At 65.1% G+C, this 20,587-nt stretch carries 21 protein-coding genes and 4 pseudogenes; 14 read left to right on the forward strand and 11 right to left on the reverse strand.

The features are described 5' to 3' along the window. Positions 1 to 349 precede the first annotated feature (349 nt). The 3 genes from ACUDAL_RS19300 (at position 350) to ACUDAL_RS19310 (ending at position 3,113) form a co-directional block, all read left to right on the forward strand. On the forward strand, positions 350 to 1,642 hold the full coding sequence (locus tag ACUDAL_RS19300) for a hypothetical protein (protein WP_444679484.1): 1,293 nt from the start codon (positions 350 to 352) through the stop codon (positions 1,640 to 1,642). 133 nt (positions 1,643 to 1,775) lie between these two features. Continuing rightward, positions 1,776 to 2,240: an RDD family protein gene (locus tag ACUDAL_RS19305; protein ID WP_444679485.1), complete on the forward strand. Its 465-nt coding sequence runs from the start codon at positions 1,776 to 1,778 to the stop codon at positions 2,238 to 2,240. Positions 2,241 to 2,564: 324 nt separating this feature from the next. Continuing rightward, positions 2,565 to 3,113 carry a hypothetical protein gene (locus tag ACUDAL_RS19310; RefSeq protein WP_444679486.1) on the forward strand — a complete coding sequence of 183 codons (549 nt, stop codon included), beginning with the start codon at positions 2,565 to 2,567 and terminating at the stop codon, positions 3,111 to 3,113. A gap of 83 nt (positions 3,114 to 3,196) precedes the next feature. On the opposite strand, the gene ACUDAL_RS19315 is transcribed toward ACUDAL_RS19310, so the two are convergent. From ACUDAL_RS19315 to ACUDAL_RS19360, 10 genes and pseudogenes are all read right to left on the reverse strand, one after another. Further along, positions 3,197 to 4,042, reverse strand: coding sequence for an ATP-binding domain-containing protein (locus tag ACUDAL_RS19315; RefSeq protein WP_444679487.1), 846 nt, complete (start codon positions 4,040 to 4,042; stop codon positions 3,197 to 3,199). 73 nt (positions 4,043 to 4,115) lie between these two features. Further along, positions 4,116 to 4,733 (reverse strand): AAA family ATPase, encoded by a 618-nt coding sequence (locus ACUDAL_RS19320; RefSeq protein WP_444679699.1) that lies wholly within the window; start codon positions 4,731 to 4,733, stop codon positions 4,116 to 4,118. Next, complete coding sequence (locus ACUDAL_RS19325; RefSeq protein WP_444679488.1) at positions 4,628 to 5,254, reverse strand: hypothetical protein; 627 nt, start codon at positions 5,252 to 5,254, stop codon at positions 4,628 to 4,630. The genes ACUDAL_RS19320 and ACUDAL_RS19325 overlap by 106 nt, the downstream gene beginning before the upstream one ends. Continuing rightward, positions 5,254 to 6,312 (reverse strand): PD-(D/E)XK nuclease family protein, encoded by a 1,059-nt coding sequence (locus tag ACUDAL_RS19330; RefSeq protein ID WP_444679489.1) that lies wholly within the window; start codon positions 6,310 to 6,312, stop codon positions 5,254 to 5,256. Before ACUDAL_RS19330 ends, ACUDAL_RS19325 begins: the two co-directional genes overlap by 1 nt. Next, on the reverse strand, positions 6,309 to 8,945 hold the full coding sequence (gene recB / locus ACUDAL_RS19335; RefSeq protein WP_444679490.1) for an exodeoxyribonuclease V subunit beta: 2,637 nt from the start codon (positions 8,943 to 8,945) through the stop codon (positions 6,309 to 6,311). The genes ACUDAL_RS19330 and recB overlap by 4 nt, the downstream gene beginning before the upstream one ends. Continuing rightward, a pseudogene (locus ACUDAL_RS19340) lies at positions 8,929 to 10,220 on the reverse strand (hypothetical protein). Before ACUDAL_RS19340 ends, recB begins: the two are co-directional and overlap by 17 nt. Positions 10,221 to 10,329: 109 nt before the next feature. Continuing rightward, the gene (locus ACUDAL_RS19345; RefSeq protein ID WP_444679491.1) at positions 10,330 to 11,652 is read right to left on the reverse strand and encodes an exodeoxyribonuclease V subunit gamma; all 1,323 of its coding nucleotides are present in this window, start codon (positions 11,650 to 11,652) and stop codon (positions 10,330 to 10,332) included. Continuing rightward, a pseudogene (locus tag ACUDAL_RS19350) lies at positions 11,619 to 11,711 on the reverse strand (exodeoxyribonuclease V subunit gamma); the annotation flags it as partial. The pseudogene ACUDAL_RS19350 and the gene ACUDAL_RS19345, both read right to left, overlap by 34 nt. 98 nt (positions 11,712 to 11,809) lie before the next feature. Further along, positions 11,810 to 12,250, reverse strand: a pseudogene (locus ACUDAL_RS19355) (exodeoxyribonuclease V subunit gamma); the annotation flags it as partial. A gap of 41 nt (positions 12,251 to 12,291) precedes the next feature. Continuing rightward, positions 12,292 to 12,426, reverse strand: a pseudogene (locus ACUDAL_RS19360) (exodeoxyribonuclease V subunit gamma); the annotation flags it as partial. Between the two features lie 159 nt (positions 12,427 to 12,585). On the opposite strand from ACUDAL_RS19360, the gene ACUDAL_RS19365 reads away from it, so the two are divergent. Together ACUDAL_RS19365 and ACUDAL_RS19370 are read left to right on the forward strand one after the other, a co-directional pair. Beyond that, positions 12,586 to 13,236 carry an SOS response-associated peptidase gene (locus ACUDAL_RS19365; protein ID WP_444679492.1) on the forward strand — a complete coding sequence of 217 codons (651 nt, stop codon included), beginning with the start codon at positions 12,586 to 12,588 and terminating at the stop codon, positions 13,234 to 13,236. A 179-nt stretch (positions 13,237 to 13,415) separates the two neighbouring features. Continuing rightward, the gene (locus ACUDAL_RS19370; RefSeq protein WP_444679493.1) at positions 13,416 to 13,694 is read left to right on the forward strand and encodes a hypothetical protein; all 279 of its coding nucleotides are present in this window, start codon (positions 13,416 to 13,418) and stop codon (positions 13,692 to 13,694) included. On the opposite strand, the gene ACUDAL_RS19375 is transcribed toward ACUDAL_RS19370, so the two are convergent. After that, complete coding sequence (locus tag ACUDAL_RS19375) at positions 13,691 to 14,008, reverse strand: ArsR/SmtB family transcription factor (protein WP_444679494.1); 318 nt, start codon at positions 14,006 to 14,008, stop codon at positions 13,691 to 13,693. The two genes, ACUDAL_RS19370 and ACUDAL_RS19375, sit on opposite strands and share 4 nt — an antisense overlap. Positions 14,009 to 14,226: 218 nt before the next feature. Between ACUDAL_RS19375 and ACUDAL_RS19380 the strand changes: the two genes are divergently transcribed. The 9 genes from ACUDAL_RS19380 (at position 14,227) to ACUDAL_RS19420 (ending at position 20,577) form a co-directional block, all read left to right on the forward strand. Continuing rightward, positions 14,227 to 15,327: a hypothetical protein gene (locus tag ACUDAL_RS19380; protein WP_444679495.1), complete on the forward strand. Its 1,101-nt coding sequence runs from the start codon at positions 14,227 to 14,229 to the stop codon at positions 15,325 to 15,327. A gap of 4 nt (positions 15,328 to 15,331) precedes the next feature. Then, on the forward strand, positions 15,332 to 15,457 hold the full coding sequence (locus ACUDAL_RS19385) for a hypothetical protein (protein ID WP_444679496.1): 126 nt from the start codon (positions 15,332 to 15,334) through the stop codon (positions 15,455 to 15,457). Beyond that, positions 15,454 to 15,795, forward strand: coding sequence for a hypothetical protein (locus ACUDAL_RS19390; protein ID WP_444679497.1), 342 nt, complete (start codon positions 15,454 to 15,456; stop codon positions 15,793 to 15,795). The genes ACUDAL_RS19385 and ACUDAL_RS19390 overlap by 4 nt, the downstream gene beginning before the upstream one ends. 137 nt (positions 15,796 to 15,932) lie before the next feature. After that, on the forward strand, positions 15,933 to 16,133 hold the full coding sequence (locus ACUDAL_RS19395; protein WP_444679498.1) for a hypothetical protein: 201 nt from the start codon (positions 15,933 to 15,935) through the stop codon (positions 16,131 to 16,133). Between the two features lie 194 nt (positions 16,134 to 16,327). After that, entirely contained in the window at positions 16,328 to 16,909 is a 582-nt protein-coding gene (locus ACUDAL_RS19400) for a KorB domain-containing protein (protein WP_444679499.1), read from the forward strand. A 2-nt stretch (positions 16,910 to 16,911) separates the two neighbouring features. Further along, the gene (locus tag ACUDAL_RS19405; protein ID WP_444679500.1) at positions 16,912 to 17,775 is read left to right on the forward strand and encodes a DUF4942 domain-containing protein; all 864 of its coding nucleotides are present in this window, start codon (positions 16,912 to 16,914) and stop codon (positions 17,773 to 17,775) included. Continuing rightward, positions 17,775 to 19,391 carry a DUF4942 domain-containing protein gene (locus tag ACUDAL_RS19410; RefSeq protein WP_444679501.1) on the forward strand — a complete coding sequence of 539 codons (1,617 nt, stop codon included), beginning with the start codon at positions 17,775 to 17,777 and terminating at the stop codon, positions 19,389 to 19,391. The genes ACUDAL_RS19405 and ACUDAL_RS19410 overlap by 1 nt, the downstream gene beginning before the upstream one ends. Continuing rightward, complete coding sequence (locus ACUDAL_RS19415; protein ID WP_444679502.1) at positions 19,388 to 19,870, forward strand: hypothetical protein; 483 nt, start codon at positions 19,388 to 19,390, stop codon at positions 19,868 to 19,870. The genes ACUDAL_RS19410 and ACUDAL_RS19415 overlap by 4 nt, the downstream gene beginning before the upstream one ends. Next, a complete protein-coding gene (locus tag ACUDAL_RS19420; RefSeq protein WP_444679503.1) occupies positions 19,867 to 20,577 on the forward strand; it encodes a hypothetical protein in 711 nt (236 codons plus the stop codon). Before ACUDAL_RS19415 ends, ACUDAL_RS19420 begins: the two co-directional genes overlap by 4 nt. The last annotated feature ends 10 nt before the right edge of the window (positions 20,578 to 20,587 follow it).

Consider the following 20,587-nt stretch of genomic DNA (forward strand, 5'->3'; position numbering starts at 1 on the left):
GCCAACCATCTCCCCGTCACACCGTCACGACGAGACTGCAGCCCGCCCCTTCGGCGGGCTGCATCACGTTGGCAGCGCGTTAACCCCGAAGAATTCGCAAAAGCTCCCTCAAGGGCACGAGCTGCCTGAGTAGATGGCGCAAACACTGCGATCCTATTGGATTTGTCGGCCGGGTCATGACCTTTCGTAGGGTACGCCCATGATCGGAAAAGTTTCCTCATCGAGCGCTAAGATCCCGTTTGGCCTGCGTGACGGGCGAGTGGTTCACATCGACGAGCTCTCACCCAGTGAGCGCGGGTTGCGATGCGGCTGTGTCTGCCCCGACTGCCAGACGTCCCTGGAAGCGAGGATGGGGGAGAAGGTGCGGCACTACTTCGCCCACTCGAACAGCGACCGCCCCTGCAGTACCGGAGCCGAAACCGGCATCCACCTTGCCGCCAAGCAGCTCATCGCTGATCGCCTCGCCATCCCGGTGCCGTCCCTGACCGCCAGCGTGGAAGCCGCCGATAGCCGCGGCCACAAGCTCTCCGTATCGAAGAAGATCTATCCGGGGACCGATCGCCACCCGGTCACCCATGCCGCGCTGGAAGTCGGCCTTGGCGATGTTCGGCCCGATCTGGTCGTGACGCTGGGTGGCGTGCAGATCCTGATCGAGGTCGCGGTGACCCACTACATCGACGAGGAGAAGCGCCGTCGTCTCGATGAGCGTGGCCTGCGCTGCATCGAGATATCGCTTGGCCATGTACAGCGCACCCTGACGCTCAATGTGCTCGAGGACGAGATCTACAACCAGTTCAACGCGATGTGGATCGTCAACCCTCGGCTGGCAGAGGCGCGGCCCGAGTTGGAAGCGACGCTGGCCGAGAAGATTGCCCACGCCAATGAACGCAATCGACGGGCGGATGAGAGGGACGCCCGTAAACGCCAGCTCCAGCGAGAGGGCGCCATCCGCGCAAAAGAATTGAGGTTGGCTGACGACAAGAAGCGCGTCTATGAAACGTTCGAGTCTGCGCAGCGGCGCTGCGAAGAAGAGCGGCGCCTCATGGAGCGTGACACCCAGTCCTTGAACAACATGGAAGCAGAGGCCCGTCGGCTCTTCACTGCTTGCCAGGAGCTGGCGACGAAGCTGGCGGCCACGGAGTACACCGATTGGCAGGAGCTGGTGGCCGCGGAGTCGCTAACGCAGCTGGATCGCCATATACACAACGGGATCGCACGTATGCACATCGAGACGCCTCCGTCAGCCTTGATGAGCTCGACTCCCGGGGACTGGGTCTTCGGCATCGCGCCCATGGCGTGGAAGCTCGGAATGTTTCTGGACGTGATCTTCACACCACAGATGTTGTCGGGCATCAAAGAAAAGTGGCTATCCATGGCAGACATGATGGAAAGTGCTCGCTTCCTGGGGCTCAAGGAAGTCGCTCTGCTTGTCGAGGCCCGGCAACTGCACGACAAGGCTCGCGAATTACAGCTCCTGGAGGTCCTTCCTGATGTGAATCGGCTCGCCACTCTACCCGATGACCGCCAGGCGATCATGGGTTTCGTCGGGGATCTGGCGAACTTTAATATGATTGAGCTCGTTCCTGGCATCACGATTGAATTCACCTTCCGGGGGCTGCCTCCCAACCGATGGGCCGATTGAGGCATCATACATGCCGGCCCTGAGAGCCTTATGGTCTTGCCGGCCGACAACTATCCTGGGAGTTAAATATCCGCCACGAAATATTTGATCCGACCCTAACCCTTGATAACCTAGATGCATAAGAGGAATTGATATGAAGACCGATGAAATTGAGTATGTGGGTTTTTGGCCCCGTGTTGGAGCCACGTTGATTGACACTGTGCTGTTGTTCGCTGTCATGTGGCCGCTGCTTACATATATATATGGCTGGGAATATTGGACTAGCACCGAATGGGTTTTCAGAAGAGCGGAGCTATTCATTAATTGGGTATTGCCAGCCATATTGGCTATTGGATTCTGGAGAATCAAACAGGCGACGCCAGGTAAGATGGCTGTTTCAGCTCGAATCGTCGATGCGCGGACAGGGTGTCCAGTAAGTACGCAAAGACTGGTTGTTAGATATGTCGCCTATTACGTGTCCTTTATACCATTAGGTCTTGGCATTATTTGGGTTGCCTTTGATTCGAGGAAACAAGGGTGGCACGATAAAATTGCCGGGACGGTCGTTGTTAGAAGAAAGAGCCATGGACCAGCCCCGGTGGCTTTTGAGGGACACTAACCCCAGTCGATAAATGGTCAGTGCGCCATCTCATTGCTAGGAGAGTGTAGACCACTTCAGCGAAGTGGTCTCTTGCAGAACCTTTATCTAACGCCTGGGTTTGCCTGGGGAGATCTATATTCCGTATTTATAATGGAGCTGTTCTATGCGGTACTTAAAATACGCGGCGTTCCTATCTGTCTACTTTATCCCCTTGATGGCTGGATTGGGAGCAGCAATAGTTGTCGTTCCCTACTTTATTGACGCTGTTCTGGGGGAGGCGTCAGCACCTTTCCCAGCACGATCTTTTTCCAGGCCACCTCGCTCGGAGTGGCAGGGGGTGTCATGACATGTGCTTGGCTGGTCGGGGTTGAAATGATAGCCGGTATACACAGCAAGCGCTTTGATAGTGATTATCCCAGCGAGGGCCGCGTTATTCAAGACATGGATAACACGATGTTGTTTCTGAGCGATGATGGTGAAATACTTACACCGTTCCATGCTTATCATCTAAAAGTGCCAGTAGGGAAAAGGAAAACCCTGCCAGCTACGATGGAAAATGCAATGATAGTCCCGCTAGAAGGCCCCATAAGGACCCTTCATAATACAAAAATCATTGGTCCCTGGGGCGGTACTAAGCGGCAGCGATTCCTTTCACGATTATGTTCGGCGTGGATCATTGATGTTGAGATGCGTGATGCACGGATCACATTTGATAGTGTTAAAGAGGAAGTGGTGAGGAGGCTGGAGAAAAACGAAAATTATATCTACAATTTTGGCATCTCTAAGAAAGACCTAGAGCACAAGGTTAATTTGATTTGGCGATCTGGATCAATGGAGCAATTATTTTCAGTATTTGGCCTTGTTGAGAATGATACATTTAATAAGCGCTGATTCTGCATTGATGGTATCCACCTCTCCTCCGCCCGGATTTACCCATCGGCGCGGCCAGCCCAAGCCAGCCGCGCTGTTGTCTCCTACTCCACGCTGAATAGCCTGCTCGCCCGTTGCGTCCGGCTGCGCACCACCTGCTGGGTGATATCCGCCCGCGTCTCCACCAGAGTGAAGAGCTGCTTGGCCCGGGTCACCGCGGTATAGAAGAGCTCCCGCGTGGCGATCGGATTCGGCGCATCCGGCATGACCAGCGCGGCATGCGCGAACTCCGAGCCCTGTGACTTGTGCACCGTCATGGCGAAGACTGTCTCAATCCTCTGCAGACGGCTCGGCAGGACCCAGCGAATCCCTCCTGACCCATCACCCGCCGGAAAGGCCACGCGCAGCCCCATGTCGCCCGTCGCCACGTTGACCGGCACCCGCAGGGTGATCCCGATATCCCCGTTCATCAGCTTCAGGCTGTAGTCGTTGCCGGTCACCAGTACGGGCCGGCCCTCATACCAGTGAGCCCCGCCTGCATCCTGGGGCAGGTGGCCAGAGGCGACCAGCTGGGCCTCGATGCGAGGCGTCAGCCCCTCGACCCCAGCCGGCCCACGTCGCAGCGAACACAGCAGCTGGAACTGGCTGTGCGCGGCGATCACCTGGGCGGCCCAGGCATCGAAGGCTTCCTTGCCGGCCATGTTGTCCGGCCGGTTCTTCTCCAGCACCTCGAGGTAGTGGGCATAGCCATGCCCACGCCCCGGCACGCCGTTCACCACCAGTGTCTCGAGGGCAGCATCCCCGATCTCACCCAGCGAAAGCCGGTGAAGGCCCTGTCGTGACGTGTCAGCGAGGATCTTGCTGACCTCCCCGGGCTGGTTGGTGTTGATTGCCCGCGCCAGCCGCCCAATGCCGCTGTCGGCGCCGAAGCGGTAGCTGTGCCGAAGCATGGCGATCGACTGGTCCAGCGGCCTCGCCGGCCGGCAGACCAGGTCCGGCTCCGGGCCGATCCCGCCACCCGGGTCAGCCAGTCCCGGGTTTCGGGGTGTAGTGGCCCTCCGCGGCCTGGGCGCACAGGCTACCGAGGATGGCGCCGGCTTCCACCGAGGCCAGCTGGTCCTTGTCCCCCAGCAGGATCAACGCCGCATGGGCGGGAAGGGCATCCAGCAGGCTGACCATCATCTCGACGTCGATCATCGAGCCCTCATCGACAACCACGATCTCCGCCGGCAGCGGGTTGAGTCGGTGATGACGGAACTTGCGGGTGTCAGGTCGGGCCCCCAGCAGTCGATGCAGCGTCGTGACGTCGGTGGGAACCGCGGCGCGAACGGCATCGGCATTGGGAATGCCCTCCAGCGCCAGCGACGATACCTGAGCGGCGATCGACTCATTGAGGCGTGCTGCTGCCTTGCCGGTGGGCGCGGCCAGACGAATCCGCAGGGGCGAGGTGTCACCCGGCGCCAGGGCCAAGGCCTGGAGCAGCGCCAGCAGCTTCACGACCGTGGTGGTCTTGCCGGTACCGGGCCCGCCGGTGATCACGCTGAAGTGCGTGCGTGCCGCGATGGCGCAGGCCAACTTCTGCCAGTCCGGGGACGGCCCCTCGGGGTTGGCCGGGAACAACGCCTCGAGGAGCTCCGCCATTCTGGCCTCATCGATGTCCCGGGCCTGGGCGAGCTTGTCCTCGATGGCGCGGGTGATATCGCGCTCATAGCGCCAGTAGCGGTGCAGGTAGAGCCGGTTGTCCTGCAGCACCAGGGGCGGCGCTCGGCGCCATCGGTGCTGACCAGTTCGCTGTGCGCCAGTGCCGCCTGCCAAGCCGCCAGATCGATCCAGCCCATCAGGTCTTCCGGCGTCGTTGCCGGCTGGGTGTCGCTCGGCGCGAGGTCCACCTGGGCCACGGCACCGCCGGGGTTGCGCAGCACCTCCTCCAGGTCGAGCAGCAGGTGGCCACGGCCACTCTGATGACTGGCCAGCGTTCCAGCCAGCAGCACCATGGGGTTGACGTCCGGCCGCTGACGGGCCAGGAACTCGGCGAACGCGGTATCCAGAGCGCGTACCCAGCCGGCGTCACGCCACTGACGGAGCAGCGTGACCATGGCCTGGGTGCCTTGCAGTGGGGCGTCGGCCCCGGTGGGCATCAGCGGCAGGGTATCCGTTGCCATCAGGCAATCTCCTCAGCAGTGGCGGTGGCATCAGCGAACAGGGCGTCCAGGGCCTCGATCAGCTCGCGTGACGGTTTCTCGTGGTAGACCCCGCACCCGGGCTCCCCGGTACCCCGTAGGTAGACGTACAGGGCGCCGCCTACGTGGGTGTCGTAGTCGTAGTCCGGCAGGCGCTGCCGCAGGTGGCGATGGAGCGCCAGCAGGTACAGGGCCAGCTGGACGTCATGGCGTTTCTCCGCCATGGACTGGCGCATCGCGGCGGGGTGATAGTGCCCGGCGTCAGGCCCCAGCCAGTTCGATTTCCAGTCGAGGACGTAGTAGCGCCCCTCGTGCTCCACGGTCAGGTCGATGAACCCCTTGAGCATCCCATTGAGCCGGTTATACGCAAGGGCCGGCCGGCGGATGCCGCCGAGGGTGTGAGCCTGCAGGAGCTGGTCCAGCGCCGGGGTCGCCACCTGGTGCACGCCGAACCAGAAGTCCTGCTCGACGAGGTAGCGCGACAGCCCCACCGGGGCCATGCCCGGGGCCTCTGCCAGCAGCGGGGTCTGCAGAAGCGTCGTGAGCCACTCATCCAGCCCCTCTGCCTCCTGCTCCCAGCCGCGCACCCGGCACCGACGCTCGATCATCTGGCGGCGTTCGGTGGTCTCCTCGAGGGCCTGAGTGAAGCCCTTCTGACCGGCCCACTCCAGGACGCCATGGAGGAAGTTGCCGGCCTCGGGGCCGCGGGCAAAGGCGTGGATCGTGCCCGGGGCAGGCGTGCCCGAGGCTTGGCCCAGGTAAACACTGGCCTCATCCGCCTGGGTGGCCTGCGCCGGCGTGTCGGGGGCTAGGTCACTGGAGGTAGCGCCACCGCGCTCCACGATCGCGGTGTAGCTGCTGATCCACCACGGGGCAAAGGCCGCGTGGGTCGGGCGACGGGCCGGCTGGTAGATGGCGGCATCGACGCTCGGCGGCACGACGGTACAGGACACGTCCTCATCGACCACTGACCAGGCTACCTCTCCGCACCCGGCCAGGGCCTCCTGCGCCTTGTCTTCGAGCTCAGCGGCTGACTTCATCGGCTGCCCCCGGCCAGCAGGTAGCCCAGGCTGCCCTTGTGCAGTTGGGGGAGCTTGGCGTTGCCCGGGGCCAGCGGGGCGATACCCAGGAAGGCGGCGTGCCGGGCCCGGGTCAGAGCAACGTAGAGCAGGCGCATGTCCTCGGAGAGACGCTCGTCGTCGGCCTCGCTGAACGCGAAGGGTGCATCCTTCTTCTTGCCCAGCTCGATCACCAGGCCGTCCTTGTCGTAGGTGGGTCGGCCGCGGCGACCATCGACCTCGTTCCAGTGGCTGATGAAGGGCAGCAGCACCAGGGGGTACTCGAGCCCCTTGGACTTGTGGATGGTCACCACCTTGATCAGCTCCGCGTCGCTCTCCAGGCGCAGCACCTGCTCTTCACCGGTGGGGTTGTTGATGTGCTCGGCGAGCTCGCGGATCAGCGCCTGCTCGCCGTCGAGCAGCTCGCTGGCCTGCTGAGCCCACTCGGCGAGGTGCAGGACATTGGTCAGGCGCCGTTCGCCCCCGGTCTCGGCCAGCAGCCGGCGTGCCAGGTCGAACTCGTGGACCATGAGGCGCAGCATCGGCAGCACGCCGACGGCCTGCCAGCGCTGACGATAGCGGTGGAACCGGTCCTGGTAGGCTTCCCACTCCAGCTCATCCGAGGTCAGGTGGTCCAGCCAGGCGAGATCGAGCCCCAGGGTAGGGGTCGCCAGCGCGGTACGGACATGGCCGTCGTGATCGGGGCTGGCGCAGGCCTGCAGCCAGTACAGGAGATCCCGGGCTTCCTCGCTGGCGAAGACGCTGTCCCGATCGGACAGGAAGGCGCTGGCCAGCTGGCGCCGGCTCAGGGCCTCACGCATGACCGCTGCCTCGTTCTTGTCGCGCACGAGGATCGCCACATCGGACTGCTTGAGCGGCGTGAGCGTATCCCCCGCCCTGAATCCTGCCTGCCCCTCACGGGCCTGCTGGAGCCACTGGGCGAGCTGCTCGGCGGCGTGCTCGGCCATGGCTTTCTGGTAGACCTTGGGACGCACTTTGTCATCCGGTGCCAGCCACCAGGCATTCAGCGCCGGGGCCGGCTGGCCCTGCAGCACCAGCACCTCCTCACGCCCCTTGGCCTTGACCGGGTGGAAGGGGAGCGGGTCATGGCCCTCGGCCCGGAAGCGAAAGGCACCGGCCGGGTGCTGTTCGGCGTGGGCGAACAGCGCGTTGACGGCCTTGACCATGCCGTCGCTCGAGCGGAAGTTGCGGTCCAGGGTGTACAGCCGCTCTGCGGTGTCCTGCTTGGCCTGAAGGTAGGTGCGAATATCGGCACCACGGAACGAGTAGATGGCCTGCTTGGGGTCACCGATCAGGATGATCCCGGTCTGCTCGTCGTTGGCGCTGACGCGATAGACCTGCTCGAAGATGCGGTACTGCAGGGGGTCGGTGTCCTGGAACTCGTCGATCATGGCGACCGGGAACTGCTCTCTGATCCGTTGTGCCAGCGCCGGCCCATTCTCGCCGGCGAGCGCCGCGTCCAGTCGCTTGAGCAGATCATCGAAGCCCATCTCGGCCCGACTCTGCAGCTGGCGCTGGATCGCCTCGAGGACCCAGTCACGAGCGTCGGCCAGCAGGTGCGGACGCAGGTTCGGGATCAACGCAGCAGCGCTTTGCCACGCATCCACGAGCGCGTAGAAGGGGTGATCCGGTACCGCATGCCCCTTCTTGAGCTTCATGGTCTGGGCGCCCAGCTTGGGCAGGAAGTCATTGGCGGGCCCGCCATGGGCCCACGCCTCGACGCCCTCGACCCACTCGGCGAAGGTGTCGTCATCGTCCTTGCCCCTGAAGGAGTTGCCGTTCATGCCGGCACGCAGCTCCCACAGCTGGGCTCGCAAGGCCTCCTGGTCGCCCAGCCAGGCGTCACGGGCCTGCTGTTCGGCGTCGCGTGCGCTCTGGGTGCGACTGCCCATCTCAGCGAGCTTCACGTCCAGGGGCGGGGGTCTACAGGGCCTCGTTGAACTCCAGGCGTGCCTCTTCGCGCTTGAGCAGGTCCTTGACCGCCTTGCGCAGCTCATCCGGCGACTTGAACTCCTCATAGACCATGGCGGCAAGCGCGGGAGAGAGGGGTAGAAGCGCGTGCGCCAGTAGTCCTGCACCGCCTCGGCGATCACCTCGGTCTGATCGGACAGCAGGGTCTGGGCGAACAGGTTGCCGCTGTCGAAGGCATGCTCGACCAGCATCTTGTAGCACCAGCTGTGGATCGTGGAGACCGCGGCGTCATCCATCCACTCCGCCGCCATCTGCAGCCGGCGAGCACAGGTCTTCCAGGCGGCCGGGGGATACTCGTTGCGCAGCGCCAGCAACGGGTCGCCGCTGGCAAGGTCTGCTGTCTCCGGGTCTTCGCGGAAGGCGTCGGCCGCTTCCACCAGGCGCTGCCGGATGCGTCCCTTGAGCTCCTGGGTCGCGGCATCGGTGAAGGTCACCACCAGGATCTCCGGCGGGGTCAGCAGCCGGCCGAAGCCGTTGTCACGAGGCTGCTCGTCGTCCTCCGGCATGCCATGGCCCAGCACCAGGCGAACGTAGAGCAGGGCGATGGTGAAGGTCTTGCCGGTACCGGCACTGGCTTCGATCAGCTGGCTGCCACGCAGGGGCAGATCAAGAACGAGTGACATCAGTTCGTCTCCTGGTAGACCTGCTGGCGCAGGGGGCGTAGAGCGTGGTGGCGAGCTCACGGAACCGCCCGTCGGGGTCCAGCGAAGCGAAGTCCGGGTAGTGGCGGGCGATGGTCAGGCTCTGCTCGAGCTCCTCCTCGAACGCGGTCTCGACCTTCAGCCGGTCGGCGCTGTCGTCCTCCCACAGGTTGAGGTCCAGCGCCAGGAAGGCGGCCTTGCAGGTCACCGGCAGCGGGGCGTGCATGCCAGCCAACCAGGTGTCGAGCAGCTGCCCGAGGGTGTCACGGGCTGCCTCGGCGCTCATGCCATCGAGCATGAGATCACCGGTCTGGCCGACGATGATGCTCGGGGTGTTCTCGGTGACCAGCTGCAGCGCCAGGTGGTAGGGCCAGTGCTTGATCAGCGAGGTCCACTTCACGCGGTCACCCTCGTGGAGCTTCGACGTCTCGAGGACCACCCGGGACGTCATGCCGGCGGCGTTTTCCACCACCTGATCCAGGCTGTCCTCCAGCAGCAGCTCGCCATGTGCGAAGTGCACTTCCGGGGCTGGGTCGCGCCGGACGGGGAGTCCTGCAAGTAGGCCCGGTACCGAGCCAGCTGAGAGAGCAGTGGGGCGGTGAGCCCCTCGGCGACGGTGCCGGCGAACGGCTCATGGGGCATTTCGCCTTCGCGCATGCGACGATCCACTGCCGCCTCCAGCAGCGTCTCGGGGTCGAGGGAAGGGTCGAGCGCCAGCTGCAAGCCGACGGGCTGGAGGAGCGCGTCCTGCTGCTTCCACACCTCCAGGTTGTCGTAACCGAACGGCTCGGCATCCTGGCTGACCAGTTGCTGATCGGGGAAGAAGATCCCCAGGCGCTGGCGGTAGAGTTGGTCGATGGGGCGACGGAGGAAGCTGGCCAGCTCTCGCAGGGTCACCGGGGTTTCCGGCCGCCACTCGCTCAGCACGTTCCCGCCCGGGGCATGGCTTGCCGCATCCTGAGGCGCGTGGTGCAGGTGCTCCCATTCGTCGGCGTAGGTGATCAGGCCCGCTGCCGCCGCGCCGTCACGGTAGTACGCCGCGCTGAACGGCTGCAGCGGGTGCTCGGTGGTGAGCGCCTCCACCAGCCGGGCGCCGCTGTGCTCGGTGTCGTCGCCCGCCAGCCGCCAGGCCGCGGCGAGATGGTCACGCAGCTGCCCGACCAGCACCGAGGCGGCCCGTTCCGAGTTGTCGCGGATGCTGCGCCCCACCCAGCTGATCGAGAGGTGCTTGCGAGCCGACAGCAGGGCCTCGAGCATCAGGTACCGGTCGTCCTCACGGCGTGAGCGATCCCCGGGCGGTACTGGCCCGGGCGCGACATGATGTCGAAGTCCATCTGCTGCTGGGCCCGCGGGTAGTCTCCGTCATTCATGCCCAGCAGGTAGACGTGCTGGAAGGGATCGCCCGCATCGGCATCAGGGTCGCGAAGGTCACGGCGCCGCCTAGGAAGCGTTGTGACAGCGGGTTCTCGTCGACTCGTGCAAGCCAGGTCTCCCTGACGATGTTCAGCGGCAGCGGTTCACCGAACTCGGCGCCATCGGCCTCATCCAGCCAGCTCTCCAGCCCGGCCTCGAGCGCCAGCAGCAAACGCTCCTCCTGGCGACTGTCGGCCTGGAAGACGTCCTCGAGCAGCCGGGACAGCAGCGGCACCCAGTCACGCACGCTGCGGGTCGTAGAGAGCTCGCGCCAGTAGTGGTCCAGGGTGTCCGCCAGCTGGTAAAGCGGGCCGACCAGGGCGGCATCGAGGCCGCTGACCTCACCGTAAGGGGCGATGTCTTCCCAGTCGGCCTCATCGACGTCGTCGGCATCGCCGAACGCGAAGCCGGCCAGCATCCGGTCGAGTCCGAAGCGCCAGCTATTGCGCTCATCGTCGCCCGGCAGCGAGAGGGCATCCCGGTGTTCGCCATGCAGGCCCCAGCGGATATTGGCCCCGCCGATCCAGCGCCGCAGCATCGCCAGGTCCGCCTCGGAGATGCCGAAGCGCCGGCGTAGCGCCGGAACATCGAGCAGGTCCAGCACATCGCTGGCGGTGACCCGCAGCTGCGGAAGGTTGAGCAGGGTCTCCAGGGCCACCAGCAGCGGCGCATGGTGACGCTGGCGCTGATCGGCCAGCTCGTAGGGGATATAGCGGGGGTGGCTGTAACCGAACTGGCCGAACACGGCATGGACATAGGGCGCGAAGGTGTCCGCATCCGGCACCATCACGATGATGTCGCGGGGCTGCAGTGCCGGGTCGGCGGCGAAGGCCGCCAGCAGCTGGTCATGGAGGATCTCGACCTCTCGCTGTGGGCTGTGGGCGATGGTGAACTGGATCGAGGTGTCGTTGGCGGGGTCGACCGCCGGCCACTCGTTCAGCGACTCGTGCGCCGGCCGCAGCTGGAGGATGTCGTCCTGGAGCTGGCCCAGCAGGGTATGGGTTGCTCCGGGTTCGAACAGGTCGATGCGCAGGCCGTGCCGATCGAACAGCCCAGCGTAGGCGTCCTTCTCGTCACGCTCATCCAGCAGGTGGAGGTAGTCGCGTCCCTGCTTGCCCCAGGCGGCCAGGAGGGGTGGGCATGCAGGTGCAGGTCGGCCATGTCGATATCGGCGGGGGTACCCTCGCGGTGGCGCTGGCGCCGGTACTCGGCCCGCAGGAGGGCCTTGCCTTCGACGATGTCGCCCCAGTAGTGCTGGCACGGGTTCATGGTACACAACAGGATCTGGCAGGCCCCCGAGAGGGCTTCCAGGGCCTCGAGTGACTGGTAGGGCATGGCGGAGATACCGAACACCACCACGCGGCGGGGAGCCCCTCGGGAAGGGTCTCGGGGGTCAGATGCCTGGCGGCCTCGATGAACCGACGATGCACAGCGGCGCGGTGGGTTTCGCGGGCCGCCGTCGGCACATCCTCATGGATGTCGCGCCACAGGAGGGCCTGCCAGCGATCCTCGTCGGCAAGGGGCTGAGCCACGCCCTGCGGGCTGATCGTGTGGTCGCGGCCGGCGAGCCATTCGTCGAGCCAGTCGGCCCGATAGACCTGATACTGGTCGTAGAGGTCAGCGAGCCGCTCGGCCAGCTGGAAGTGCTTGCGCTGCTCCTGGTCATCGCCGAGGAACTTGGCCAGCGGCTCATACCCGGGCTCGCCCAGCCTGGCGGGCAGAAGGCGCAGCAGGCGCCAGCGCAGCTGGGGCTTGTCGAACGGGGAAGCGGTGGGCACCGCGCCCGCGCCCTCGACGGCCTCGATGACGCGGCGGTACGAGAGCCACTGGAAGCGAGCGGGGAGCATGATGTCGGTGGCCATGGCGATCCCCATGCCGCCGCCGGCGCCCCCGGGCCCGGGTCGGCGCCCAGGGCCATCTGCATCCACTGGGCGATGCCATTGGACTGCACGAGGACCACCTCGGGCTCCAGAGGGCGAAGCGGGTTGCTGCGGGACCACTGGATCACCAGCTCCTGCAGGTCTTCCATGCGGTTGCCGTGGATCACCATGAACCCTGGCGTAAGCTGCTCTGACACGATGCATCCTCCTGTTGCCGTCAGGGCATCGTGTCATGGGTCGTCGATTACACAAGGGGGCGGGCGGGGCCCACCACACAGCTGCACAGTGGGCATATAGTGTTCGGAGAGGATGATCTCGCAGGAGGCAAGATGTGCAGTCACTACGAAGCCCCGAGTCGTCAAGCGATGTTGGAGGCCTACGGCTTAGCAACCGATGAAACGTGGTCGACGGATCTATGGCCCGGCTACAGCGGGCCGCTCGTGCGGCTGGCGCCGGCCACGGACCCACACGATGAGGCGGCTCCAGCCCTCGAGGCGTTGGCGGGCACCTTTGGCCTGCTACCGGCATGGGCCAAGGACGACAAGCTGGCCCGACGCACCTACAACGCCCGGTCGGAAACGGTGGCCACCAAACCCTCCTTCCGCACCGCCTGGCGCCAGGCTCGCCATTGCATCATCCCCGCTGCAGCGATCTACGAGCCTGACTGGCGCAGCGGCAAGGCAGTGGCGACGCGGATCTGGCGACGTGACGGGAAGCCGCTGAGCATCGCCGGCCTCTGGGAGCGCTGGCGCTCGCCCGCCGGAGACGTCGTGCACAGCTATACGATGCTGACGATCAATGCCGACGACCATCCGCTGATGAGCAACTTCCACCGGCCAGGGGCGGAGAAGCGCATGGTAGTGCTACTCCCCCAGGCACGGATCAAGGATTGGCTGACGGCCTCTGCCGACGAAAGTGCCGAGTTCATGCGCCCCTATCCCGCTGACCGCCTGGTAGCCGAGCATCGACCAAGCAGGTAAAGAGGGTCCTGCCCTTGCATAAGCGTCGAATGGTGGGAAAGTAGGGCTGCTGAAGGCGGTGGACGGGAATCCGGGTCCTCCTCCCGCCCACCTTACACGCGTTGCGACCTGATGGCCCCACGCTGGCGGGATGCTCGCTGTGAGTAGTATAGGCACCAACAGGCCGGAAGAAGCCGGAATTGATCGAGGACGACACAGTGGTCATGACTGCCAAGAAGTTTCGCCGACTCCGCGTTCAGGCACGTATCCAGCAGCTGCACGGGATCGCCGCCTTCGATGACGAGGTGGACCCGATCGCTCTCGAATGGTTTAAGCGCGATGGCCAGACCGCCGATACGCTGGCATTGCGGCTTTCTCCCTTCACACCGGATGCCAGGAGCCGTCTGGCGCTCTACCCTTTACGGCGATCTGATGGGAGGCCACACCTCGTTTCCCGGCGTCGCTTCCCCACCTATTAGGCCAGTATCCGCAGGATCTCTCGCACGCGTTCGTCGCTCAGCGAGTAGTAGATGGACTGTCTGTCCCGTCGTGTCGTCACGATACCAGCCTTCCGCAAGATCCGCAGGTGCTGGGACACGGCGGACTGGGAGAGCCCCAGGATCTGTTCGATTTCCCCCACCGAGTGCTCGATGCCGTTCTCAGATGCGAGGAGCCTCAGCAGCGAAGCCCTGGGGCGGCTGCCCAGCGCCTTGAGGACCAACACGGCGTTGTCGAAAGCTTCCGGTGACATCGTGACCGGAGCGCCTGGGGGAAACTCTGTGGCCTTGCGCATGGTGCGACCTGGTTGGGAATGCTGTTGCATTAGGAAAGCATCACACCCGCGTCGCAAGCGCTCTGCTTGGCCGGTGACACAACGCGTCAATGCATCTAGTCACCGCCAGCTGGTGACCTTTCTGGCGAAAGTGCCCCTCAAGGGCACGTTGAGCCCCGAGTGCCTCCGGCGAGGCATGGCAATCTCGTGGCATACCAACCACGCCCACGAGGACCACCATGCAGCTGAAACCCGTAGCCAGTGTTGGCGCCCTGTTCAGCGCTGAGCCGCCCCGAACCACCATCTCTGCCGAGAGCAACGCCTATTTCGAAGCGACGTGGCAGCTGTCAGGCGACGGCGCGCACACCCATGCCGAGCTTCGCCTGCGCCTGTTCCATTTCAGCGATCTGGGAGGCCTTGTGGCGTCATGTCAGCTGATCGGGATCACTCCACGCCGGCTGCGGCATGGCAAGCAGAGCGACCATGACCCCGGGCACTATGCCTGGTACGTCAAGGAGGCAGCGTCCCTGGTCCTGCGCCATCTGAAGGACAGTGGCGTGTCGCCGAGCCAGTGGCATGGGATGACGGTGGATATCGTGGATGCGAACTATTTCCGGTGGGCTCATGGAGAGGTTCGCCAGCCAGACGCGGGGCATGCCAGCGATGCGCTGCAGAATGCTGTCGACCATTACCTGGAAGGGGTTGCCAGCCCCCGGGTGATCGTGTGCCCCGAAGATGACGATCCAGCCCTGACCGGGCTGCTGGTCCACGCCGCGATGGCCATCGATGGCCTCTACAAGGAGCGCATCGACACCATGCGCCAGCTCTACGAAGCCGGCGGCGTGGCGCCGGTTCATACCCCTGGCATCCGGAAGGGAAGAACGTTCAGCCGCAAGCTTGCTTCGGCGGGTGATGAACTCCACAAGGCAGGGGATAGGGAGCTTGGGAAGGTCGCGGGCAAGGTGGGCGGGCTCAACCGCCGGGGTCGCACTGCAATCGTCCTGGCGCATCTGGACCGTCGGCAGGCCGAACATGCTGACGTCGATGCGCATAGTGCGGAGGTGATCACCAAGGCCTTAACGGGGAAGGGGCTAGGGCGTGCCAACGGGAAGCGCTACCACGCCGCTAATAAGCTCCCCTCCAATGTCCGCTGCCAGCTCATGCGCAGCATTCAGCCGTCCATCGAGTGCTTCTCCGATGTCTCGTATTTCGCGTCGCGCATCACCCGGTTGCGCTGGCAACGGCACTGGAGGCGCATGGCCTATGAGATGGCCGATGAGATGGGATATATCCCCGACACGGCGGCTCGGGTCGAAACCCAACCGGCGGTCGAGGTATGACATCATGGAGTCATGGATGCTGGAGGAGCGCCCCGTGGACGACGATCCGTTTTACGATGATTCCCTCGACGACGAGGAAGAGGGCTGGGGGAGGAACCCTTCGGCCAGGACTACCGCCTCCGCGAGGTGATTGAGCATGAGCTGGCGCACGGCCGGCTCGACCCTGTCCTGGAGGAGGCCGTTCGCCACGGCGCTACCCAGACGGCGGCCGGAACCGAGCGTACGGGTGTTGCCGCCGGGCGGCTCTATGCGCAGTGGTTTCTCTCTTCCAATCCGGTGCCGATCCCGGTGCGGGAACGCGCCGAGCACTGCGGCCGGCAGGCGGCGGTGCAGGGGTTCCACTATTCGTGGTTCGCCCCGCTCCTGCAGGAGCATGCCCAGCGCCACGATGCCATCGCGGGATTCGCCCTGGGCTATGCGATCGAGCGGCTATCAACCCAAGGCGATGCCAGCCAACGCACCGCATAGGTACCGGACGGACTCATGAAATCGACCCGCGCCAGCGCATTCTTCCAGTTCGCCACCATCGGTCTGGCGATCGCCTTCCTGTTCACCGGCTCCTGGGCCATGGCCTGAATCCGGGCTGGCTCTTCGCCGCGGCCGCCATGCTGACGGCCCTGCTGAGCCTCTATGCCCGGTACCCGGGCATGAGGGGCTGGCACGTGGCCCTCGCCTTCGCCGTCGTCCTGGCCGCGGGGCTGCTGCTGCTCACGGCCGACCCCGTGCTGCCCAGGGTCCTTTCCGGCGTGGCGATCGCGCTGGTGCTCCCTGTCACCGCGGGAATCGCCTGGCGTCGCTGGGCATAGCCACTGCTTCCGGCGGTAGCGTGGGCCTCGCCATGAGGCCTGGATGATCCTTCCCTCCTGAACCCTCCTCGCTGACGCGTCGGTACGCCGCGTGTCGGCGGTCTCTTTGCGCCCCGGCCCCTCCGTTTTATGGTGCTTGCATAATCATAAATTGGTTATAGCTTGGCCCCATCACTCACCACGGGGAACGCACCATGAGCGATGACCGCAACGAAGACAGCGTCGAAGAGGCGTTGAGCCTGCTGACCGGCTCGCATGCCGAAGCGCTGGCGCCGCTGCATCGGGCCGAGCTTTACGGGCGCCTGACCGCGTCGGGGTGGACCGAGGCACAGATCGCCAAGCGGGTCGGCCGTTCCCAGCCCCACGTGCACAAGACGCTGTCCTTTCTCCAGCTGGGCGATCGGCTACGGGCGCTGGTTGAGGCCGGTGCGCTGTCGGCCACCCTCGCGGTATCCCTGCAGCGCGATCACGGCGACAACGCGGCCGGCATCGTCCGTCAGGCCCAGGCCATGGCCCAGGGCAAGCGCCGTGTCACGGCCCGCGACATCGCCGCGGCGCTGTCGGCCTCACCGAAATCGCTGAGCGATGAGGAGCAGCTGACGATCAATGCCCGGCTGCTGCCGCTGCTGTGGCACCTGGATCACGCCACGCCGACCCCGGGTAGGCCCGGCTTCCTGACCATCACCCTCCCCAGAGAGGAGGTCGAGGCGCTGCAGGCGCTGCGCGGCATGCTGGCGCTCCGGCCCGCCGGCGGCGAACAAGGACGGGAGGAATGATCATGCACGGTATTACCGTAATACCGTATACGGTAGAAGATAGCGATTCCGACTCCCGCGAGCTCTCCCCGCCCACCGGCGCGATGGATGACCTGCTGGAACGTCGGGAGAGGGCGCTGGCCCTGGTGGGCTCCGCGATGGAGCAGCTGGCCGAGGCCACGGCGCTGATGCCGCTCAATGGCTTCGGGTTCACCTCCGGCCTGCGTAAACAGTCCTGGGCATCGCTGGCCTGCCGTCCCGACGAGGTGCGCACCCGTGCCGTGGCTGAGGCAGCCAGTGCCTTCGATGCCGAGGGCTGGCGCTGGTTGATGGACCACTCCGGGATGTCGGCGGTGATGACCGCCGACGACAAGCGCGAGATTCAGCAGGACCTGGCGACCAACCCCTTACCCCTGACCCGGGAGAACGTCCACGCCACGTTCATCCAGCTGTTCGGCCAGCGCCACGAGGTGTTCCGTCGGGGCGTCGTCGAGCTCTTCCGCTCCTTGGCACGGGCGTACCGCAGCCATAGCGCGTTCAAGGTCGGCACGCGGCTGGTGCTGCCCCAGGCCTTCCGGGAAGCCGGCTGGAACGGGTTCAGCTCGGCTCGGGAGCGCGTCGATGACTTGGAGCGGGTGCTGTATCTGCTCGAGGGGCAGGACCCGACCCACCTGACCCATGCCGAGCGGCTATCGACCGAGCTCGAGGCCTGCCGCCGCCGCGGCGAACGCGAACACGAGACCGACTGGCTGACCTGTCGCTGGTTTGCCAACGGCAACCTTCACCTGTGGCTCAAGCAGCCCCAGCACGTGGAGCGCATCAATGCCCTGATCGCCGAGGAGTGCGGCGCCAGCATCCCCCACGAACACCCCAGGAGGACCGCCTGATGAACCAGCAGACTAACGATCACGCCCCGACCGTTGAGGTGCTCGGCGAAGAGCTCGGCGAGTTCTTTGCGCCGGTCTCGTCAGACATGATCGACCAGCTCATTGGCCAGTATCAGGCGATGCGTCGCAAGATTCAGGAGACGGTGGACCTGGTGATGGGGGAGGGCCGTCAGGATGCCATCGGCTACTGCCTCGAGGGCAACATGCCGGACCTGTCCCGCTATGGGGGCAAGAGCCTCGAGCGACTGCTCAACCCCGAGGGGGCCTACAAGGCGCTGGACGCCGATTTCTGGCAGCGGGCCTTGAACCTGACCGACATCCTCGAGGTCATGCCGGCCAAGCGCCGCAATGACTGGGCCGAGCAGATCCGCCGCTTCGATACGCCGGCCTTCGAGGAGAGCACCGTCAGGGCTACCCTGGAAAGCCTGCTGGCGCAGCGCCCGGCCTTCTTCGCGGAACGGGTGGACGGCGTGTTCCGCGTGCTGTCCGGTGTGCACAAGACCAACAAGACCGTCGGTTTCTCGAAGCGCATGATCGTCGGCTGCATGCTCGATGACATGCAGCATCCCAGCAGCCGCATGGCGAACTACCTGAACGACCTGCGGGCGGTGGTGGCTCGCTTCATGCACCGTGACGAGCCGTCGCACAACACCACCTACTGCGATCTCTACCGGCTGCGTGAGCGGCTGGGAGTGTGGCATAGCCTCGATGGCAATGCCCTGCGGGTCAGGCTCTACAAGAAAGGCACCTGCCATATCGAGGTGGCGCCCGACATCGCCTGGCGGCTCAACCGGGTGCTCGCCAGCCTGTTCCCGGAGGCGATCCCCAGCGAGTTCCGGACACAGCCGGCGCCCGGTCCCAAGCCGAAGCACTTCGACCTGATGACCCGCCCGCTGCCGTTTGCTGTTCTCAGCGCCCTGCGCGACTGCCGGCCCCACGACGACTGGACCGAGTTGACCGTGTGCGCCACCGACAAGCACACCTGCCAGGAGGTGGAGCGAGTCCTCGAGTCACTGGGCGGGGTGCGCACGCAGACGCGACGCTACGCCTTCGACTACAACGTCCAGGAGGCCATCAATCACGTGATCCTGTCGGGAGTGATCCCGGATCAACGCAGCCACCAGTATTATCCGACGCCTGAGCACATTGCCGAGGCGGCCGTCGCCGCGGCCGAGATTGCACCGGGTGAGGACGTGCTGGAGCCCAGCGCCGGTCAGGGTCACCTGGCCCGCCTGCTGCCCCAGGAGCGCACCACCTGCGTGGAGGTGGCTGCTCTGCACTGCCAGGTGCTCAGGGCCCAGGGGTTCGAGGTGGTCGAGGGTGACTTCCTGGCGTGGGCGAAGTCGGCCCCGCGCTTCGACAAGGTGGTGATGAACCCTCCCTACCAGGGCGGTCGACATCAGGCTCACCTGGATGCCGCGGCCAAGCTGGTCGCCCCGGGAGGCAGACTGGTGGCGATCCTGCCGGCCACTGTTTCGTCGCACCCCTCAAGGGCACTGAGCGACTGGGAGGTGGAGATCTCGACTCCCTACACTGGCGACTTCAAGGGGACCAGCATTTCGGTGGTCATCCTGACGGCCACCAAGCCCGCTGAAACCTCAAGGAAAGCCGCATGAACAAGGTTCACTACCATTTCCTGCTGATCCTGATGCTCACCGGGCTCTGCGCCGGGCTGCTCTATCACCTGCGCTCGGAAGCGCTGATCGCTCCGGGGGTGTTCGCCGGAGCGCTGGGGATCGTCGCATTCGTCATGCTGCTGGCGCTGCTGGGGTCGCGTGGCTCCTGGCGCCAGCCTCGCGATACCGGGGTGCCCGACCACGTCCAGGAAGAGCGCGATGCGCAGTCGCGTCGCTACCTCGAGAAGCACCATGCCCAGGAGGCCTCTCCCCAGGTGATCAAGGCGGCGAGAGAGCTGGCGCAGCGCGAGGGGCACCTCGACTCCTATGAGCGACGGCTTGCGGGCATCGATCACCAGCCCCTGAGGCTGGGTGATGTGTGGCTGGCGCTGGAAGGCAGCCGCGTCGAGGCAGGGGTGAAGACCGCCATGGACGACAACGCGCTGACGCGCCTGACGCAGGGACGCCTCGACGCATGAACACTCGTCTCTACCACGCCACCACACCGGTGGCGGCCTATGAGATTCTGGTCTCGAGGCGCTATACGCCGGCCACCACCGACCCGAGCCACCCCTCGGCCGCCATGCCGATGCTCTGCTGCGACTTCGTCGGTGAGCCTGTCGCCTCTGTCCCTGGCAAGCCACGCGAGGCGATGGGCGCCTGCCTGGTGCCGGCTGGGAGCCAGGACCACCTCCGCGTGATTGGTCTGCGCATCGATCTCGGCGTTCTCAAGGAACACTGGCTCGCCGGCCGGCTGCCAAGCCAGCTGAAGGGCGCCTCACGGGGCCAGCCGGGCTCTCTGAGGCGCCTGGGCGTGAGCCGTGCCGTCAGACAGGCCGAAAGACACCTGCTGGCGCTGGTGCCCAGTGATGGCGTGCCCCTCCGGGTGGAGGGACCTACCCAGCGGGACCGTGAGCTGCATGCTGAGTACGACCGGGCGGCCACTCGGCCCGAAGTGCTCGCGGTACTGCATGGCGCCGCCCTGGCGCGGAAGTGGGGGTTAGGCCTGACCGACCAGCTCGCGCAGCGAACTCCCAGCCAGCAGCTGCGGGATGCAGCGCTCTATCTGTTGATGGCGCCGGGCTTGTTGTCCGAGGACGCCATCCCGGGCGATCTGCACCTCATCCCCGATTCCCGACTGTACCGGGACAGCTGCCACCTGCTGGCGCATGTCTCGGCGGCCTGATGCATCCGCC

Source organism: Halomonas sp. E19 (genome assembly GCF_052439355.1).
Classification (GTDB): Bacteria; Pseudomonadota; Gammaproteobacteria; order Pseudomonadales; family Halomonadaceae; genus Halomonas.

Bases quoted from the DNA above. Each gene is read 5' to 3' on its own strand.
- ACUDAL_RS19300 (WP_444679484.1), top strand. From the start codon at position 350: ATGGGGGAGAAGGTGCGGCACTACTTCGCCCACTCGAACAGCGACCGC.
- ACUDAL_RS19305 (WP_444679485.1), top strand. From the start codon at position 1,776: ATGAAGACCGATGAAATTGAGTATGTGGGTTTTTGGCCCCGTGTTGGA.
- ACUDAL_RS19310 (WP_444679486.1), top strand. From the start codon at position 2,565: ATGACATGTGCTTGGCTGGTCGGGGTTGAAATGATAGCCGGTATACAC.
- ACUDAL_RS19315 (WP_444679487.1), bottom strand. From the start codon at position 4,042: ATGCTTCGGCACAGCTACCGCTTCGGCGCCGACAGCGGCATTGGGCGG.
- ACUDAL_RS19320 (WP_444679699.1), bottom strand. From the start codon at position 4,733: ATGGCGGAGCTCCTCGAGGCGTTGTTCCCGGCCAACCCCGAGGGGCCG.
- ACUDAL_RS19325 (WP_444679488.1), bottom strand. From the start codon at position 5,254: ATGGCAACGGATACCCTGCCGCTGATGCCCACCGGGGCCGACGCCCCA.
- ACUDAL_RS19330 (WP_444679489.1), bottom strand. From the start codon at position 6,312: ATGAAGTCAGCCGCTGAGCTCGAAGACAAGGCGCAGGAGGCCCTGGCC.
- recB (WP_444679490.1), bottom strand. From the start codon at position 8,945: ATGTCACTCGTTCTTGATCTGCCCCTGCGTGGCAGCCAGCTGATCGAA.
- ACUDAL_RS19365 (WP_444679492.1), top strand. From the start codon at position 12,586: ATGTGCAGTCACTACGAAGCCCCGAGTCGTCAAGCGATGTTGGAGGCC.
- ACUDAL_RS19375 (WP_444679494.1), bottom strand. From the start codon at position 14,008: ATGCGCAAGGCCACAGAGTTTCCCCCAGGCGCTCCGGTCACGATGTCA.
- ACUDAL_RS19380 (WP_444679495.1), top strand. From the start codon at position 14,227: ATGCAGCTGAAACCCGTAGCCAGTGTTGGCGCCCTGTTCAGCGCTGAG.
- ACUDAL_RS19385 (WP_444679496.1), top strand. From the start codon at position 15,332: ATGGAGTCATGGATGCTGGAGGAGCGCCCCGTGGACGACGATCCGTTT.
- ACUDAL_RS19395 (WP_444679498.1), top strand. From the start codon at position 15,933: ATGCTGACGGCCCTGCTGAGCCTCTATGCCCGGTACCCGGGCATGAGG.
- ACUDAL_RS19400 (WP_444679499.1), top strand. From the start codon at position 16,328: ATGAGCGATGACCGCAACGAAGACAGCGTCGAAGAGGCGTTGAGCCTG.
- ACUDAL_RS19405 (WP_444679500.1), top strand. From the start codon at position 16,912: ATGCACGGTATTACCGTAATACCGTATACGGTAGAAGATAGCGATTCC.
- ACUDAL_RS19410 (WP_444679501.1), top strand. From the start codon at position 17,775: ATGAACCAGCAGACTAACGATCACGCCCCGACCGTTGAGGTGCTCGGC.
- ACUDAL_RS19415 (WP_444679502.1), top strand. From the start codon at position 19,388: ATGAACAAGGTTCACTACCATTTCCTGCTGATCCTGATGCTCACCGGG.
- ACUDAL_RS19420 (WP_444679503.1), top strand. From the start codon at position 19,867: ATGAACACTCGTCTCTACCACGCCACCACACCGGTGGCGGCCTATGAG.